Genomic DNA, 15,832 nt, shown 5'->3' with positions numbered 1-15,832 from the left:
GCCTGGGACGCGGCCCCGACCCGCACGCACCCACATACCCGCCGCCCACGTGGGACAGAGACCCGCCGGGCGCAGGAGGGGGTGTCGTCGGTCGGGGGGCGCGTTACTTCGCCACCGCGTACGCCTCGACCGAGAACAGCGAGTAGCCGTACTGGGTGGCGCGCGCGTCGCCCTGCACCCGTACGAAGCGGGTGTCCTTCGCGTCCATGCCGATCGCCTCCCGGCCGCCCTTGCCCTGGGTGACGGTCGCCGCCGTACGCCAGGACCGGCCGTCGGCCGACACCTGGATGCGGTAGCGGGCGGCGTAGGCGTCCTGCCAGCGCAGGACGACCTGGCCGACCCGGGCGGGCGCCGCCAGCTCCACCTGCCACCAGGCGCCGTCCTCGACGGGGGACGACCAGCGGGTGGCCGGGTCGCCGTCGATCGCCTGCCACGCCGGGAAATCGGGCGTCTCGTCGCCGGACGACATGGCCGTGGCACCGGCCGCGCGGGTCAGGTCGGGGCCGCCGGTACGGGGCGAGGCCCGGACCGTCAGCGTCCGCTGTTCGCCGTGGAACGTCAGCGGCACCTCGTACGTACCCGCCGGTGTGCCGGGCTCGACCGCGACCTCCACCGGAACGGTCGTGCCGAGCCCGCGCGGGACCGTCGTCTCCTTGGGTACTTTCACCCGAATGCCGGAAGGCGCCTTGGCCGTCAGCGCGCCCCGCACCGCCCCCGGGCTCTCGGCCGCCAGCCGCGCCTCGACCTTCTGCGGGCCGCCGCCGATCTCCGCGTCCGTCTCGCCGCGCGCCAGATCCAGACTGGCCCGCGGCCCGTCGCCGAACCAGGGCACCACCCTGCGCACCGCGGGGGCCGTGGTCCCGGGACCCGACACGCCGTTGTTGGGGCCCGCGCCCTGCCAGGAGATCCGCACCGCGTCGGCCCGTACGCCCTTGGCGTCCGTCTGCGTCCAGCCGGTCGCCGAGAGCGGGCCCAGCGTGCGCCAGCCCTCACCGGGGACATGCGCCTGGACGCTCGCGCCCGCGCCCGTCCCCGGCTCGGTCATGGTGTTCACCGTGGTGAGCGGGCGGACCTTCCCGATGTCGACGGTGTACGCGTGCGCCGATCTGGTGACGTCCTTGCCGTCGGGCCTGCCCGCGCCCGTCCAGGCCGACGACTCCTTGACCGCGCGGTCAAGGAACGGGTCCAGCACGCCCGTGCCGACCTTCACCCGGCTCGCCTTGACCGCCTTGTGCAGCGGGTCGAGTTCCAGCGACGACTGCCAGGCGGACGAGCCTTCGCCGCGCGCCTCGTCCTGGAGCATGTCGACGGCGAGTTCGCCCGCCCTGCCGTAGCGCGACAGTTGCTCTATCCACGGCTGCGTCTCGGCGTCGAGCCGCCCGTCGGCGGTCGCCGCGAGCCGCAGCGGGGCCTCCCGCATCACCGTGAAGGCGGCCCGCAGCCGCGCCGCCGCGCTGTCCCGCACCTTCGGGTCGGTCTCCGACGACGTACGGGTGCGCCAGAAGTCGGCCAGCAGCGGCTTGAGATAGCCCGACTCCGTCGAACTCAGAATGGACGAAGAGTCGTTGCCCGCGAGCGCCGTCAGCGCCTCACGCGCCTTGACGTCCCCGCCCGCCAGATCGCTTATCGCCGCGTGCCAGGACGCGTCGGGCTGGTAGTCCCGCGGGTTCCAGGCGTAGTCGGCCGCGGTGAACAGCGGGATACGGGAAATCGCGGGCTGCTGCATGGCGTTGGCGAGCAGCGCCGCGGAACCGCCCGCGACGGCGGGCTCCCTGCCGGTGTACGGGCCGAGGAAGAGCCGCCCCTGCTCGTAGTCGTTGACCGGGTAGTTGTCCATTGTGACCAGCGGATGCTGGAACGCGGCACGCGCGCCCGCCAGTTCACGCCCGGTGATGGTGCGGGGGACCACCCCGACGCCCGTCCAGGCGACCTGCACCCGGCCGTCCAGCGCCTTGCCGAGCGCGGTGCGGTAGGCGGTCGCGCCGTCCTGGTAGTACTCGGTCGGCATCAACCCGAGCGGTTCCGCCCCGGGATGGCGCTGCGCGAGGTGGGCCGCCACCGCGTTGGCCACGCGCGCGTGCGCCCTGGCCGCCGCCTCCGGGCCCGAGCCGTAGGTGTCCGCGTCGTCGTCGCAGTGCCACTCGCTGTAACTCGCGTCCTGGAACTGCAACTGGAAGGCGCGCACCCCGAGCGCCCACATCGAGTCGATCTTGCGGTTGAGCGCCTTGACGTCCTTGTCCGACGCCAGGCACATCGCCTGCGCGGGGGCGACGGCCCAGGCGAGCGTCACATGGTTGGCACGGGCCCGCTCCGCGAGCGCGCGGAAGTCGGCCCGCTGCGCCGCCGGGTACGGATCACGCCACTGCGCCTGCCGGTACGGGTCGTCGCCCGGCGCGTACAGATAGCGGTTCTGCTTCGTGCGGCCCATGAAGTCGAGCTGCGCCAGCCGCTGCCGCTGGTCCCAGGGCGTGCCGTAGAACCCCTCCGTCGTGCCGCGCACCGCCGTGCCCGGCCAGTCGCGTACGACGACGCCCGGGACCACAGGGCCCGCGGGCTGCTTCACCACGAGCTGGCGCAGCGTCTGCGCCGCGTGGAACAGCCCGTCGTCACCGACGCCGTCCAGTGCGATCGTGCCGCGCCCCGCGACACCGCCGACGGCGATCCGGTAGCCGCCGGACGGGAGATCGGCGCTCTCGGGCGCGCGCAGGGCGCGCAGCGCGCTCCGCGCTTCCGTACCGCCCATCAGGACGACAGGGCCCGGCACCGAGGCAGCGGCGGCGGCCGAGGGAAGGGTCCGTACGATCCGCGCGCCCGCCTGGCTCAGCAGGTGTTTCACCGCTTCGACGGCGTACGGGTCGGCGTCCGCGGCCGCCACGACCGCGACCTCGTCGCCCAGCGGCACCGCCTGGCCCGCGGCCCGGATCGTCTGCGGCTTGGGCCACACCGCCGGGACGCCGGGCGCGGCGTCGCGGTCGGGGGTGGTCGCGGCCGGCGAACCCGGGTCGTGCGGGGCCGCCGACGCCTCCGGCGCGGCGCCGAGCAGACCACCGATCACCGCGACGGCGACGGCCGTCGCGGTCCGCTTCCTGCGCCCCAGCTGCACGCCTGATCCCCTCGCGCTCCGTAGTCCCGCTCCGTGGTCACACGCCTGCGTCCTGTCAGATCCTGTCGGTACAGGGCCTGAGGGGCACTGAGCCCACCACCCCGGCGGGTAGGTGTCAATGTGCGTGGCCGCTGTGTCGTAATTGCCCGGTGTGCAGGGCAGGGTGTTCACTTGGGGCCCACTGCCCGGTTCGGGCAGTCCGTTCGGCCGGACGGTCCAAGTGACCGGTCGGCGCGCCTCGTTCGGGTGACAGGCGCTGACGCGCGGGGGAACGGATCGTGAGCCGGAACACGTTCACCCGCCGTACACGTCTGCGGCTCCGCCCACTGGGTAGGGCTGCTGTGTCCCTTACGCCGATCATGGGAGGCGCCGTCATGGCCGCATCCGCACTTGTGCCGCCCGGCTGTTCCAAACGGCCCCTTTCCGAAGAGGCCCTGTCCAAACAGGTGGTGGAGGGTCCGCCGCAGGCCGTCCCCGGCCCGCTGACCAGCGAACCCCCACTCGCCGACGCCGCGCCGCTGACCAGCGAGCCGCCGCTTGCCGACACCGCCCCGCTCACCAGTGAGCCGACCGCGCCGGGCACGGCCGGCGGCACGGAGTCCCCAGGAGTCTGAATGGGCCTGGCCAGGCTCGCCCAACTGCACGGCGTCGCCACCTCCTACTCGCCCTCGCCGGACGTCGACGTACCGGTGTCCGACGAGGCGGTCGTCGCGGTGCTCGCCGCCCTCGGCGTCGACGCGTCCACGCCCGCCGCCGTCGACGAAGCCCTGACGCGCGCGGAGAGCGCGGCGGCGCGCCTGCTGCTGCCCCCGACGCTGGTGCTGTGGGGCGCCGCCGCGCACCCGGAGCCGCCGGCCGCCGTGCGCGCGCTGCCCGCGGGTACGACGCTGGTGCTCGACCTGGAGCGCGATCCGGAGACCGCGCCCGGCGATCCCCTGGAGCTGCCCGCAGGGGGTACGTGGCCGTCCCTTCCGCTCGGGGTGCACCGGCTGACGGCCGTCGCCCCCGACGGGCGCACCGCAGCCGCCGCGCTCGTGGCCGCCCCCGAGACGGTGCCGCAGCCGCCCGGCCGTACCCACGGCTTCCTGGTGCAGCTCTACTCCCTGCTCTCCAGCCGCTCCTGGGGCATGGGCGACCTCGGTGACCTCGCCGAGCTGGCCGGCTGGTCGGGGCGGGCCCTGGGCGCCGGATTCGTCCAGATCAACCCGCTGCACGCGGCTGTCCCCGGCGAGCGGACCGACCCCTCCCCGTACCGCCCCTCGTCCCGGCGCTTCCCCGACCCGGTCCATCTGCGGATCGAGGCGGTGCCCGAGTACGCCTACGTCGAGGGCGCCGACCGCGCGCGGCTCGACGCGCTGCTGGTGAAGGCCGCCGAGCTGCGCTCCGCCGTCCTCGACAAGGGCGCGCTGATCGACCGCGACGCCGTGTGGCTGCTCAAGCGCGAGGCGCTGGAGATCCTGGCCGGTGTCCCGCTCGGCCCCGGCCGCACGGCCGACTACCACGCCTTCCTGGCGTCCCAGGGCCAGGCCCTGGAGGACCACGCCACCTGGTACGCCCTCGCCGAGGCGTACGGCCCGCAGTGGCACGACTGGCCGGCCGGGCTCCGCGACCCCCGCTCGGCCGAGACCGAGGCCGCCCGCCGTGAGCTGCTGCCCCGCGTCGACTTCCACTCGCGGCTCGCCTGGCTGACCGATCAGCAGCTCGCGGCGGCCGGACAGGCCGCGGCCGACGCCGGCATGGCCGTCGGCATCGTCCACGACCTGGCGGTCGGTGTGCACCCCGACGGCGCCGACGCCTGGGCCCAGCAGGACGCCTTCGCCGCCGGGATGTCCGTCGGCGCCCCGCCGGACGCCTTCAACGCGCTCGGCCAGGACTGGGGGCTGCCGCCCTGGCGCCCCGACGTGCTCGCCGCCTCCGGCTACGCCCCGTACCGGGGCCTGCTGAAGGGCCTCCTGCGTAACGCGGGCGCGCTGCGGATCGACCATGTGATGGGTCTGTTCCGGCTCTGGTGGGTGCCGGCCGGCCAGGAACCCACCCGGGGAACGTATGTCCGGTACGACGCGGAGGCGATGCTCGCCGTCCTCGCCCTGGAGGCGCACCGCGCGGGCGCCGTCGTCATCGGCGAAGACCTCGGCACGGTCGAACCCGGCGTACGCGAGGCGCTGGAGCGGCGCGGGGTGCTCGGCACATCCGTGCTCTGGTTCGAGCGGGACTGGACCGGTACGGGACAGCCGCTGGCACCGGAGACCTGGCGCGCCGGGTGCGTGGCCACGGCGACCACCCACGACCTGCCGTCCACGGCCGCCCGGCTCACCGGCGAGCACGTGGAGCTGCGCCACCGCCTCGGCCTGCTCACCAGGCCGCTCGCCCAGGAACAGGCCGAGGAGCACGCCGAGGTGGCCGAATGGCTCGGCTACCTCACCGGACTCGATCTGCTCACCGACGGCAGCGACGACGAGGAGGAGCAGATCCGCGCGGTCTACCGCTTCCTGCTGCGCACCCCGGCCCGCATGGTCGGCGTCTGGCTGCCGGACACGGTGGGCGACCGCCGCCCGCAGAACCTGCCGGGCACCTGGGACCAGTACCCCAACTGGCGCCTGCCGGTCGCCGACGCGCAGGGCCGCCCGGTCACCCTGGAGGAGCTGGTCGCCTCGCCCCGGCTGCGTGCCCTGATGGACGTCCTGAGTCCCCGTACGGCACCCCCGCGCGCGCGGCGGCGGTAGGCGTTCGCTACGTTTGCACCGTGGACAAGAAGAACGCTCTGCGCGCCGGCGCCGTCGCGGCCGGTACGACGCTGATCATGCTGCTCATGTCGTCCCCGGCGCTGGCCCTGACCCGGGACGACGGCGACGACCCGGGATCCGGCCTGAGCGTGATCGAGACGCTCGGTCTGTTCGTCTTCACACCGCTGGTGCTGTTCGGCATCATCGCCGGTCTGGTGACGGTCCTCGACAAGTCCCGCAAGCAGCAGAAGCAGAGCCAGAGCTGACGCTCGAAGCTGCTGGGCGCCGCACGGCACGCGATGTGCCGGGACGGCGCCTTTGTGCGCGCGGGGGGAGTGAGCGCGGCGTACCCGGTAGAAAGACCGTTCTCCCCGCTATTATGGGCGGTATGACACAGACGGCATCCGGCACAGGCACCGGCAGGAAGGTCTCCGAGGCCCGGGAGCGGCTTCTGGGGACCGCCGCGCGGCTCTTCTACGCGGAGGGCATCCACACGGTGGGTGTCGACCGTCTGGTCGCCGAGGCGAAGGTCACCAACGCGACCTTCTACCGCCACTTCCGCAGCAAGGAAGAGCTGGCCGTCGCGTACATCGAGAGCGTCGACCAGGCGATCCGCACCCAGATCGGCGCGCTGACGGCCGCGGACGTGCCGACCGACGACATCCTGCGGGGCATCGGCGCCTCCCTGGTCGAGCAGATCCGCTCACCCGGCTACCGGGGCTGCGCGTTCCTCAACGCGGCGGCGGAGTTCCCCGACCCCGCCCACCCGGTCCACCGCGCCGTCGTGTCGCACCGCGCGTGGTTCCTGCGGACGATCACCGGACTGTTCGCGGAGATCACGACCGATCAGGCCGACCACGCCGGGCGGCACTTCGTCATGCTCCGCGACGGCGCGATGAGCGCGGGCTACCTCGGCGACCCGGTCCTGGCCGGCGAGACGCTGCAGCGCGGCATCGAGGGACTGCTCCGGATCCACACCGCCCGCGGGCCCGGCGGGAGCGCCGCCCCCACGCCGGGCGACGCGCCCTCGGCGACGGCGGTCACCGGCATCGAATGCGCGCCGCCCGACGCGTGAGCCCGGGTCCTCGGCCGGACAGGGCCTAGTGCCAGTTCCAGTCGATCAGCGTGGTCAGCGTGTCCGAGTGGAAGTCCGGGAAGTCCATCGGCACCACGCCCAGATGCGTACGGTCCGACACCCGCGCGGCCAGATAGCTCTGCACGCCCGGCATGATCGCGTCCGCGTTGAACTTCGGCCACCCCCCACCCGCGTAGCTGGTGAAGTTGATGTACATCAGCGCGGAGTCCTGGTCCGCCGCCGCGTTGTCGAACTGCTGCGTCACCTTCCCGGTCTTCTGCGACGGCGACGACAGTCCCTGGTAGATGTCCTGGAGCGAGAACCACTCGTTCGACAGGAAGTCGTTGTCGCCGCCCGGCCACTGCAGCACCGGCAGGTCGTTGTCGAACTGGGCGATCAGGACGATCCGTCCGCGCGCCTCGCCCAGGGACGGCACCCGGTCGGTGACGAGGAACCAGGGGCGCCAGCCCTTGGCGTCCAGGTAGACGTCGAAAACGTCCTTGAAGCGCGCGCCGACGTCGTTGTTGGTGCCGTTCTCCTTCTTCAGCCGCATCACGATCGTCTCGCCCGGATGCTGCCGCAGGAAGTCGCGGCACTGCGAGAGCACCCCGTCGAAGGTGATGCCCTGGTAGTACGAGGCGTGGTAGATCCCGAACGAGTCGTCGAGATGGTCCTGGAGGCCGTTGGCCCGGATGTCCAGGAAGCGCACGCCGCGCTGGAGTTGCTCGGCGATGCCCCAGTTCTGGGTGTGTGACCACTCGGTGCCGTTGTCGGGGTCGGTACAGCCCGAGTCGTGGGTGCCGGGGATGGTCATCCGCAGCAGTGACAGCGCGTCGGGCAGCCCGCCCATCCAGTCGGCGGGAACGGCGCTGCCGGTGGCCGCCGCGATGCGCGGGCCGGTCGCGATGCGCGGGGCGGTCGCGGCGCGCGCGGTCGCGATGCCGCCGCCGGTGGCGAGGGCGGTGGTGGTGAGGGCGGCTGCGGAGCGTATGAGGGAGCGACGGCTCAGAGTCATGGGCGGTACCTGCCCCACCGGGGAGCGTTCTCAACATCCCTTGTACGGAGGGGACTTCGGCGACCGGTGCCGGACGGGGGGCGGTCCCGCAGGACCGCCCCCCGCCCCGGCCGGCCAGGCCCTACGCCTGCGCGTCCGCCGCCTGCGCCCGCAGCGCGCGCTCCACGCCCGCGCGCGACTCCGACATCAGCCTGCGCAGCGCCGCGTTCGGACCCGCCGAAGCCAGCCACGCGTCCGTCGCCTCCAGCGTCGCCGCCTCGACCTGGATGCCCGGGTACAGGCCGAGCGCGACCTGCTGGGCCATCTCGTGCGAGCGGGAGCCCCACACGTCGGCCACCGCCGCGAAGTACTTCTCCGTGTACGGCGCCAGCAGCTCGCGCTGGTCGGCCTGGACGAAGCCGTCGATCACGGCCTCCTGTACCGCGTTCGGCAGCTTGTCGCTCTCCACCGCCGCCGCCCACGCCTCGGCCTTCGCCTCGGCCGTCGGCCGCGCCGAGCGCGCCGCCGCCGCGTGGCGCTCGCCCGCCGCCGTCTTGTCGCGCTCGTACTCCGCCGCGATCTCCTCCTCGTCGTGCAGCCCGACCGCGGCGAGGCGCTCGACGAACGCCCAGCGCAGCTCCGTGTCGACCGCGAGGCCCTCGATCGTCTCCGTGCCGTCCAGCAGGCCCTGCAGCACGTCCAGCTGCTGGGGGGTGCGGGCCGTCGCCGCGAAGGCGCGGGCCCAGGCGAGCTGGTGGTCGCCGGCCGGCTCGGCCGCGCGCAGATGCGCCAGCGTGGCGTCCGTCCACTGCGTCAGGCCCGTCTCACGCCAGGCCGGCGCCGCGTACATGTCCAGCGCCAGCTTCACCTGGCGGTGCAGGGACTGCACCACACCGATGTCCGACTCCTTCGTGATGCCGGACAGCACCAGCGCCAGGTAGTCGCGCGTGGCCAGTTCGCCGTCGCGCGTCATGTCCCAGGCCGAGGCCCACGACAGCGCGCGCGGCAGCGACTCGGCGAAGTCGCCGAGGTGCGCCGTGACGACGCGCAGCGACTCCTCGTCCAGCCGGACCTTCGCGTACGACAGGTCGTCGTCGTTGAGCAGGATCACGGCGGGGCGCGGCGTGTTCTGCGGGAACGGCACCTCCGTACGCTCGCCCTCCACGTCCAGCTCGATCCTGCTGCTGCGCACGAGCGCGCCCGAACCGTCGAGGTCGTAGCAGCCGATCGCGATCCGGTGCGGCCGCAGCACGGGCTCACCCTTCGCGCCGGCCGGGAGCGCGGGCGCCTCCTGCCGTACGGCGAACGACGTCACGTTCCCCGCGGCGTCCAGCTCGATCTCCGGGCGCAGGATGTTGATGCCGGCCGTCTCCAGCCACGCCTTCGACCAGGTCTTCAGATCCCGGCCCGACGTCTCCTCCAGCGCGCCCAGCAGGTCGGACAGGCGGGTGTTCCCGAACGCGTGCGCCTTGAAGTACGCCTGCACGCCACGGAAGAACTCGTCCTTGCCGACGTACGCGACGAGCTGCTTCAGTACCGAGGCGCCCTTCGCGTACGTGATTCCGTCGAAGTTGACCAGGACGTCGTCCAGGTCACGGATCTCCGCCATGATCGGGTGCGTCGACGGCAGCTGGTCCTGCCGGTAGGCCCAGGTCTTCATGGAGTTGGCGAACGTCGTCCAGGACTTCGGCCAGCGCGAGCCCGGCGCGTCCGACAGACAGGCGATCGAGGTGTACGTGGCGAACGACTCGTTCAGCCAGAGGTCGTTCCACCACTCCATCGTGACGAGGTCGCCGAACCACATGTGCGCCAGCTCGTGCAGGATCGTCTCGGCACGCGCCTCGTACGCGGCGTCCGTCACCTTCGAGCGGAAGACGTACTGGTCGCGGATGGTCACGGCGCCCGCGTTCTCCATCGCGCCCGCGTTGAACTCCGGGACGAAGAGCTGGTCGTACTTGGCGAAGGGGTACGCGTAGTCGAACTTCTCCTGGAACCAGTCGAAGCCCAGCCGGGTGACCTCGAAGATCGCGTCGGCGTCGAGGTACTCGGCCAGCGAGGGCCGGCAGTAGACGCCGAGCGGCACCGACTGCCCGTCGCGCTCGTACGTGCTGTGCACCGAGTGGTACGGGCCGACGATCAGCGCGGTGATGTACGACGAGATGCGCGGCGTCGGCTCGAAGCGCCAGACGTTCTCCGCCGGCTCGGGCGTGGGGGAGTTGGACACCACGGTCCAGCCCTGCGGCGCCGTCACCGTGAACCGGAAGGTCGCCTTGAGGTCCGGCTGCTCGAACGAGGCGAACACCCGCCGGGCGTCCGGCACCTCGAACTGCGTGTACAGATAGGCCTGGTCGTCGACCGGGTCGACGAACCTGTGCAGCCCCTCACCGGTGTTGGTGTAGGCGCAGTCCGCGACGACGGTCAGTTCGTTGTCGCCCTCGCGCAGTCCCGCCAGGGCGATCCGGGAGTCCTTGAAGACGCCTTCCGCGTCCAGCGGCGTGCCGTTCAGGACGACCTCGCGTACCGAGGGGGCCACCAGATCGATGAAGGTCTCCGCCCCGGCCTCCGCGCTCCGGAAGCGCACCGTGGTCGCGGACCGGTAGGTCCCGCCCTCCTGCGCGCCGCTGAGATCGAGGTCGATCTCGTACGAGTCAACGGTGAGGAGGCGCGCACGCTCCTGCGCCTCTTCGCGGGTCAGATTTGTGCCAGGCACCCGGGTCATCTCCTCGGTTCGTGACGTTTCCGCCCATCCTTCCACGCGCCGCCTCCGGCCACGGAACAGGACAGCGAGGTCCGAAAACCGCCGGTCACGGCCGTACCGCCGGGCCAGGCTCGGACCGTGACCACTTACCACGCACGGCCGGTCGGACAGACCGCACTCAAGGAACTCCGTGACCGCGACGACGCGGGCCGCCCCCTGGCCCCGTTCACCGACGACGAGGGCGGCGCCCCGCTGCGCTGCTGCCTGCGGCGCAGCCGGGCGGGCGAACGCCTCGCGCTCGTCTCCTACGCCCCGCTGCGCCGCTGGGCGGCCGAGACCTCGGCCGCCCCGGGGGCCTACGACGAGCAGGGGCCCGTCTTCATCCACGCCGAGGAGTGCCCGGGTCCCACGGACGGCGACGGCTGTCCGCTCGGCGCCCCCGGCGCGCTGCGCACCGTACGGCGCTACGGCTACGACGGGCACATCCTCGGCGGCAGCCTGCTGGAGATCCCCCGCGCCGCTGAGGCGGCGTTCGACGAGAAGTTCACCGAGGCCTTCGCCGACCCGGCCGTGGCGCTCGTCCACGTCCGGGCCGTCGAGTACGGCTGCTTCCTCTACGAGGTGCGCAGGGACTGAGCGGGCCGGACCAGCCAGGACCGGCCGGGACCGGCCAGGGGGAACAGGGCCGGGCGGCTCAGCCGCGCAGCTCGGCCGCGACCAGCTCCGCGATCTGCACCGCGTTCAGCGCGGCGCCCTTGCGGAGGTTGTCGTTCGAGACGAACAGCGCGAGACCGTTGACCACCGTCTCGTCGTCACGGATCCGGCCCACGAACGACGCGTCCTTGCCCGCTGCCTGGAGCGGGGTCGGGATGTCGGACAGCTCCACGCCGGGGGCGTCCTTCAGCAGCTCGTACGCGCGCGCCACGCTGACCGGCCGCTCGAAGCGGGCATTGAGCTGGAGGGAGTGCCCGGAGAAGACCGGCACCCGCACACAGGTCCCGGAGACCTTCAGCTCCGGGATCTCCAGGATCTTGCGGGACTCGTTGCGGAGCTTCTGCTCCTCGTCCGTCTCGAACGACCCGTCGTCCACGATCGAGCCGGCCAGCGGCAGCACGTTGAAGGCGATGGGGCGCTTGTAGACGGACGGCTCGGGGAAGTCGACCGCGCCGCCGTCGTGGGTGAGCTTGTCCGCCTCGGCGACGACCTTCTGCGCCTGGCCGTGCAGCTCGGCGACGCCGGCCAGCCCCGAGCCCGAGACCGCCTGGTACGTCGTGGCGACCAAGGCCACCAGACCGGCCTCGTCGTGCAGCGGGCGCAGCACGGGCATCGCCGCCATCGTCGTGCAGTTCGGGTTGGCGATGATGCCCTTGGGGCGGTCCTTGATGGCGTGCGGGTTGACCTCGGAGACCACCAGCGGGACCAGCGGGTCACGGCGCCAGGCGGACGAGTTGTCGATCACGACGGCGCCCTGGCCCGCGACCTTCTCGGCGAGCGCCTTCGACGTGGCGCCGCCGGCCGAGAAGATCACGATGTCGAGGCCGGTGTAGTCGGCGGCAGACGCGTCCTCGACCGTGACCGGCGCGCCCTGCCAGTCGAGGGCGGAGCCCGCGGACCGGGCGGAGGCGAAGAGCCGCAGCTCGGTGACCGGGAAGCTCCGTTCGGCCAGGATCCTGCGCAGGACAGTGCCGACCTGACCGGTGGCTCCGACGATTCCGACCTTCACGGGGACTCCTCCATAGGGACACGTACACGAACGAGCGGCCTGGTTGCCGCTCCATGATGAGTCTGACCAGGCCCGTCCTGTCTACTCCATTGTCCACATGCCGGAGGGCGGGCGCCCGTCACGGACGCCCGCCCCCTGGACAGCGGGTGTTACGGAGTGACGCTCTCGATGACGACGCTGCCGGAGCCAGCGACCGTGCCGCGTGCGTTCAGCAGTCGGACATCACCGAAGAACTGCCGGCCCTCGGGGGCCGCGCTGCTCACCACGACATCGGCCGATACCTGCGCCGAGGCGCCGTTGGCGAGCTTCACCGGCTGCGCCTCGTCCACCTGGATCGAACCGAGCGACGCCGAGTAGTACACGTCGCGGTAGTCGAAGGCGGTCGACCCCGTGGGTACGGAGTAGCCGTCCACCAGGATCGTGTACGTACCGGCCGCGGGCTCGGCCAGACTGACGGCCTCCTCCGAGTCGCCGTCCGCCGACTGCCCGACCGTCACGCCGTCCTTGAGGACGGTCAGGTCCAGGTCGGCGCCCGTGTCTGCGGGGTTGCCGATCGCGACGTCGAGCCGCTCGGCGCCCGCGGGAACGGTGACGGTGGTCACCTGCTGCTCGCCCTGCGCGATCGTCGGACGGTCCACCTTCGCGGAGCCGAGCGAGCCGCCGGAGAGCTTGCCGTCAATCGGCGCGAACCCGTTGGTGACCTTCCACTCCACCGGGGTCGGGGTGCCGATCTTGGCCTCGGGGAGGGTGGTCACGGCCGGGTCGAAGGTGACGCCGAGCACGGTCGCGTCCAGCTTGTACTTGTTGTCGAGCAGCGGCGACGTACGCCGCGCCTCGACCTCGATCTCCCAGACGCCCGGCAGCGGGTCCGTGTACGAACGCAGATCCGGACGGCAGACGTTGGCCGGGTTCACATAGTTCGGGTAGCACATGGTCGTCGTGGTGTCGTCGACCGGAACGCCGTACGGGTGGATGGCGATGAACCGGGTCTGGCTGCCCTTGGCGAGTCCGCCGAGGGCGACCTCAAGGGACTTCGCGCCCTCGGGGACGGTGATGAAGTACGACTTGGTGGAGTTGCGCTGCACCGAGCCGGACGCCGAGAACGTGTAGCCGGGCTTCACCAGGTCCTTGGAGACGACGACGGTGGCGAGGATCTGCTTGTCGATCCCCTCCGTGCGCTTGTCGTCGGCCTGCAGGATGGCGCTGTGCACACCGGTCGAGCCGGGCCTGGCCTGCACGGTCACGGTCACCGGCTGGTTCAGCGGCAGCCGCACCTTGCCGCTGCTGAGCAGCCGGAAGGTGCCGTCGTCGTACTTCCAGCTGAGCTGGTGCTCCAGGGCGCCCTTGGGGCCCGTGGTGCGGGTGATGGTGACGTCGTACGTCTTGGCCTTGCCGACCTTCAGACCGCCCTCGCGGTCGTAGATGCCGGGGCCGAAGCCCGGGTCCACGAGCGCGAAGTCGAGCGCGCTGTCGACCGGTGCCTTGACCGCGTACTCGTGGGCGTCGACGCCGCGCTGCACGGACTTCCACGCGCCGACGACGTCGATCAGGCCCGCGCCCTGCTCATGGGCCTGCACGCCGTCGATCTTCTTGGCGCTGCTGGTGAGCGCGGTGCGCAGGCGCGCCGGGGTGAGGTCGATGTGCTTCTGCTTGGCGGCGGAGAGCAGCAGCGCGCTCGCGCCGGCCGCCTGCGGGGAGGCCATCGAGGTGCCCTGGAGCATCGAGTAGCCGGGCGGGAGCTGGTACCCGGCCTCGGCGACGGGCGAGCCCGGCAGCCAGGTCTGGGTGCTGTTGATCGCGGCGCCCGGTGCGCTGATGGTCGGCGTGAGACCGCCGTCCTCGCGCGGGCCGCGTGCGGAGAACGGCATCATGGCGTTCTTCTTGGTCACGCCGGAGCCGTAGTCGGCCGCCCAGGTGTCCTTGGAGATGGTCGCGCCGACGGAGATGACCTTGTCGGCCAGGGCCGGGTCGCTGATGGTGTTGGTGCCGGGGCCGTCGTTGCCCGCCGAGATGACCAGCTGGACACCGTAGGTGTCGATCAGCCGGGTGTAGAGCAGGGTGCGCGCGTTGTTGGCGTCGTTCAGCGGGGGCAGCCCGCCGATGGACATGTTGACGATGTCCACACCGCGGTTGGCGACGAGGTCGAGCATGCCCTCGGTCAGCGCGATGTTGGTGCAGCCGCCGCCCCAGGAGCAGGCGCGGGACGAGACGAGCTGGGCGCCGGGCGCCGCGCCGTCCATCTTGCCGCCGAACAGGCCGTTGGCGGCGGTGATGCCGCCGACGTGCGTGCCGTGCTCGGCCTGGATGACACCGATGTTGACGTAGTCGGACGTGGTGCCCGCGGCGTCGATGACGACGTCCTTGCGGATCTCGACGACGAACGGCACGCGCTCGACGACCGCGGTCCTCGGGTCGTCCTTGCCGAAGTAGCCGATCTGGAACTTGTCCTTGTACGGCTTCATCGCGGTGTCGTCGGTGAAGTCGGCGTTGTTGTTGAGGTCGACGCGCACGGTGCCCTTGGCCGGGTCGTAGAGCACGCCCCAGGTGTCGGTCGTGTCGCCGTCCCTGTTGAGGTCGCCCGCCTCGTCACCGCCGAGGGTGGCCGCCTCGGAGAAGGTGCTGTAGTCGAACGAGCCGGCGGGGGCCTTCCAGGTACGGCCCGCGGCCGTGAACACCGGCCCGCTGACAGCGGCGTTCATCCGGCGCCAGGTGGCGTCGCCGTCGGCCACCGGGTCGGTGGAGGTGACCCAGTCGACGACCTTGCGGGCGCCGGTGCTGGTCTTCTGCAGTGCGGGGTGCCCCAGGTCGATGCCGGAGTCGAGGATGCCGATGGTGACGCCGCGGCCGTCCGCCTTGGGATGCTGCTTGACGAAGTCGACGGCGCCGGTCTCGAAGGAGGGGTTGTACGGGTTCTTCGCCGGGGTGTGCTTGTCCGGGCCGGGGTAGGTCTTGGTGGCCGAGTTCTTACCCTTGGCCGCCTTCGCCCCGTCGGCCGTGGTGCCGGCGGGCGACGGGTCGTCCAGCTTGATCTCCTGCTTGAGATCGATGCCCTGGACGGAGGAGAGTTTCGACGCCGCCTTGATCGCGGCCTTCGCCCTGGAGGTCGGCAGCGTGGCGCGTACGTATCCGAGCTTGTCGTACGTCTTGCCGACCGAAGCGCCCTGCACGGCGTCGAGTTGACCGGCGACCTGCTCGGTCGCCCCGGGCGCCGTCGCGACCATCAGCGTGACGTTCTTCTCGCCCGTGGCCTCGGCCTTGGCGAGTACGTCGGCGTCGACCGCCCCGAGTTTGTCGGAGGGGGAGACGCTCGGCTTGACGTTCGGGCGGGCGGCCGGGTCGTCGGCGCCCGTCGCTGAGAACGCGGGCACAGCACCGGAGGCGATCAGCGCTGCCGCCAGTCCGGCGGCAGCCGCGACCCGGGACACGCGTCTCGGCCCGGATATGGATCTCTCGGATTCGGAGGTCATCAGCATCCCTGTGTTGTGTAAAGGAACAGTCCGGATTTCGGCACCGGAT

The 15,832-nt window shown here is 72.1% G+C and carries 10 protein-coding genes; 5 read left to right on the top strand and 5 right to left on the bottom strand.

Going from position 1 to position 15,832, the window contains the following annotated elements:
- Nucleotides 1-103: 103 nt before the first annotated feature.
- Nucleotides 104-3,103 (bottom strand): beta-N-acetylglucosaminidase domain-containing protein, encoded by a 3,000-nt coding sequence (locus OHS57_RS12810; RefSeq protein ID WP_328581992.1) that lies wholly within the window; start codon nt 3,101-3,103, stop codon nt 104-106.
- 359 nt (nt 3,104-3,462) lie between these two features.
- Between OHS57_RS12810 and OHS57_RS12805 the strand changes: the two genes are divergently transcribed.
- The 4 genes from OHS57_RS12805 (at nt 3,463) to OHS57_RS12790 (ending at nt 6,901) form a co-directional block, all read left to right on the top strand.
- Nucleotides 3,463-3,717 (top strand): hypothetical protein, encoded by a 255-nt coding sequence (locus tag OHS57_RS12805; protein WP_041989693.1) that lies wholly within the window; start codon nt 3,463-3,465, stop codon nt 3,715-3,717.
- The gene (malQ, locus tag OHS57_RS12800) at nt 3,718-5,826 is read left to right on the top strand and encodes a 4-alpha-glucanotransferase (protein ID WP_328581991.1); all 2,109 of its coding nucleotides are present in this window, start codon (nt 3,718-3,720) and stop codon (nt 5,824-5,826) included.
- Nucleotides 5,827-5,846: 20 nt separating this feature from the next.
- The gene (locus tag OHS57_RS12795; RefSeq protein WP_041989702.1) at nt 5,847-6,092 is read left to right on the top strand and encodes a hypothetical protein; all 246 of its coding nucleotides are present in this window, start codon (nt 5,847-5,849) and stop codon (nt 6,090-6,092) included.
- Nucleotides 6,093-6,205: 113 nt separating this feature from the next.
- On the top strand, nt 6,206-6,901 hold the full coding sequence (locus OHS57_RS12790) for a TetR/AcrR family transcriptional regulator (RefSeq protein ID WP_328581990.1): 696 nt from the start codon (nt 6,206-6,208) through the stop codon (nt 6,899-6,901).
- Between the two features lie 25 nt (nt 6,902-6,926).
- Here the strand turns inward: OHS57_RS12790 and OHS57_RS12785 are convergent, their stop codons facing one another.
- Both OHS57_RS12785 and pepN read right to left on the bottom strand, forming a co-directional pair.
- Nucleotides 6,927-7,916: a phosphatidylinositol-specific phospholipase C gene (locus tag OHS57_RS12785; protein ID WP_328581989.1), complete on the bottom strand. Its 990-nt coding sequence runs from the start codon at nt 7,914-7,916 to the stop codon at nt 6,927-6,929.
- A gap of 121 nt (nt 7,917-8,037) precedes the next feature.
- On the bottom strand, nt 8,038-10,605 hold the full coding sequence (pepN, locus tag OHS57_RS12780; RefSeq protein WP_328581988.1) for an aminopeptidase N: 2,568 nt from the start codon (nt 10,603-10,605) through the stop codon (nt 8,038-8,040).
- A 126-nt stretch (nt 10,606-10,731) separates the two neighbouring features.
- Here pepN and OHS57_RS12775 point away from each other — a divergent pair, with 126 nt between their 5' ends.
- Nucleotides 10,732-11,229 (top strand): DUF1203 domain-containing protein, encoded by a 498-nt coding sequence (locus OHS57_RS12775; RefSeq protein ID WP_328581987.1) that lies wholly within the window; start codon nt 10,732-10,734, stop codon nt 11,227-11,229.
- Nucleotides 11,230-11,287: 58 nt separating this feature from the next.
- Here the strand turns inward: OHS57_RS12775 and OHS57_RS12770 are convergent, their stop codons facing one another.
- Together OHS57_RS12770 and OHS57_RS12765 are read right to left on the bottom strand one after the other, a co-directional pair.
- Entirely contained in the window at nt 11,288-12,316 is a 1,029-nt protein-coding gene (locus OHS57_RS12770) for an aspartate-semialdehyde dehydrogenase (protein ID WP_328581986.1), read from the bottom strand.
- Nucleotides 12,317-12,465: 149 nt separating this feature from the next.
- Nucleotides 12,466-15,789, bottom strand: coding sequence for a S8 family serine peptidase (locus OHS57_RS12765; protein ID WP_328581985.1), 3,324 nt, complete (start codon nt 15,787-15,789; stop codon nt 12,466-12,468).
- Nucleotides 15,790-15,832: the final 43 nt, after the last annotated feature.

It is taken from the genome of Streptomyces sp. NBC_00370 (assembly GCF_036084755.1).
Classification (GTDB): Bacteria; Actinomycetota; Actinomycetes; order Streptomycetales; family Streptomycetaceae; genus Streptomyces.
The sequence above is the reverse complement of the archived record's forward strand: the minus strand, read 5'-3'. Positions and strand labels throughout refer to the sequence as shown.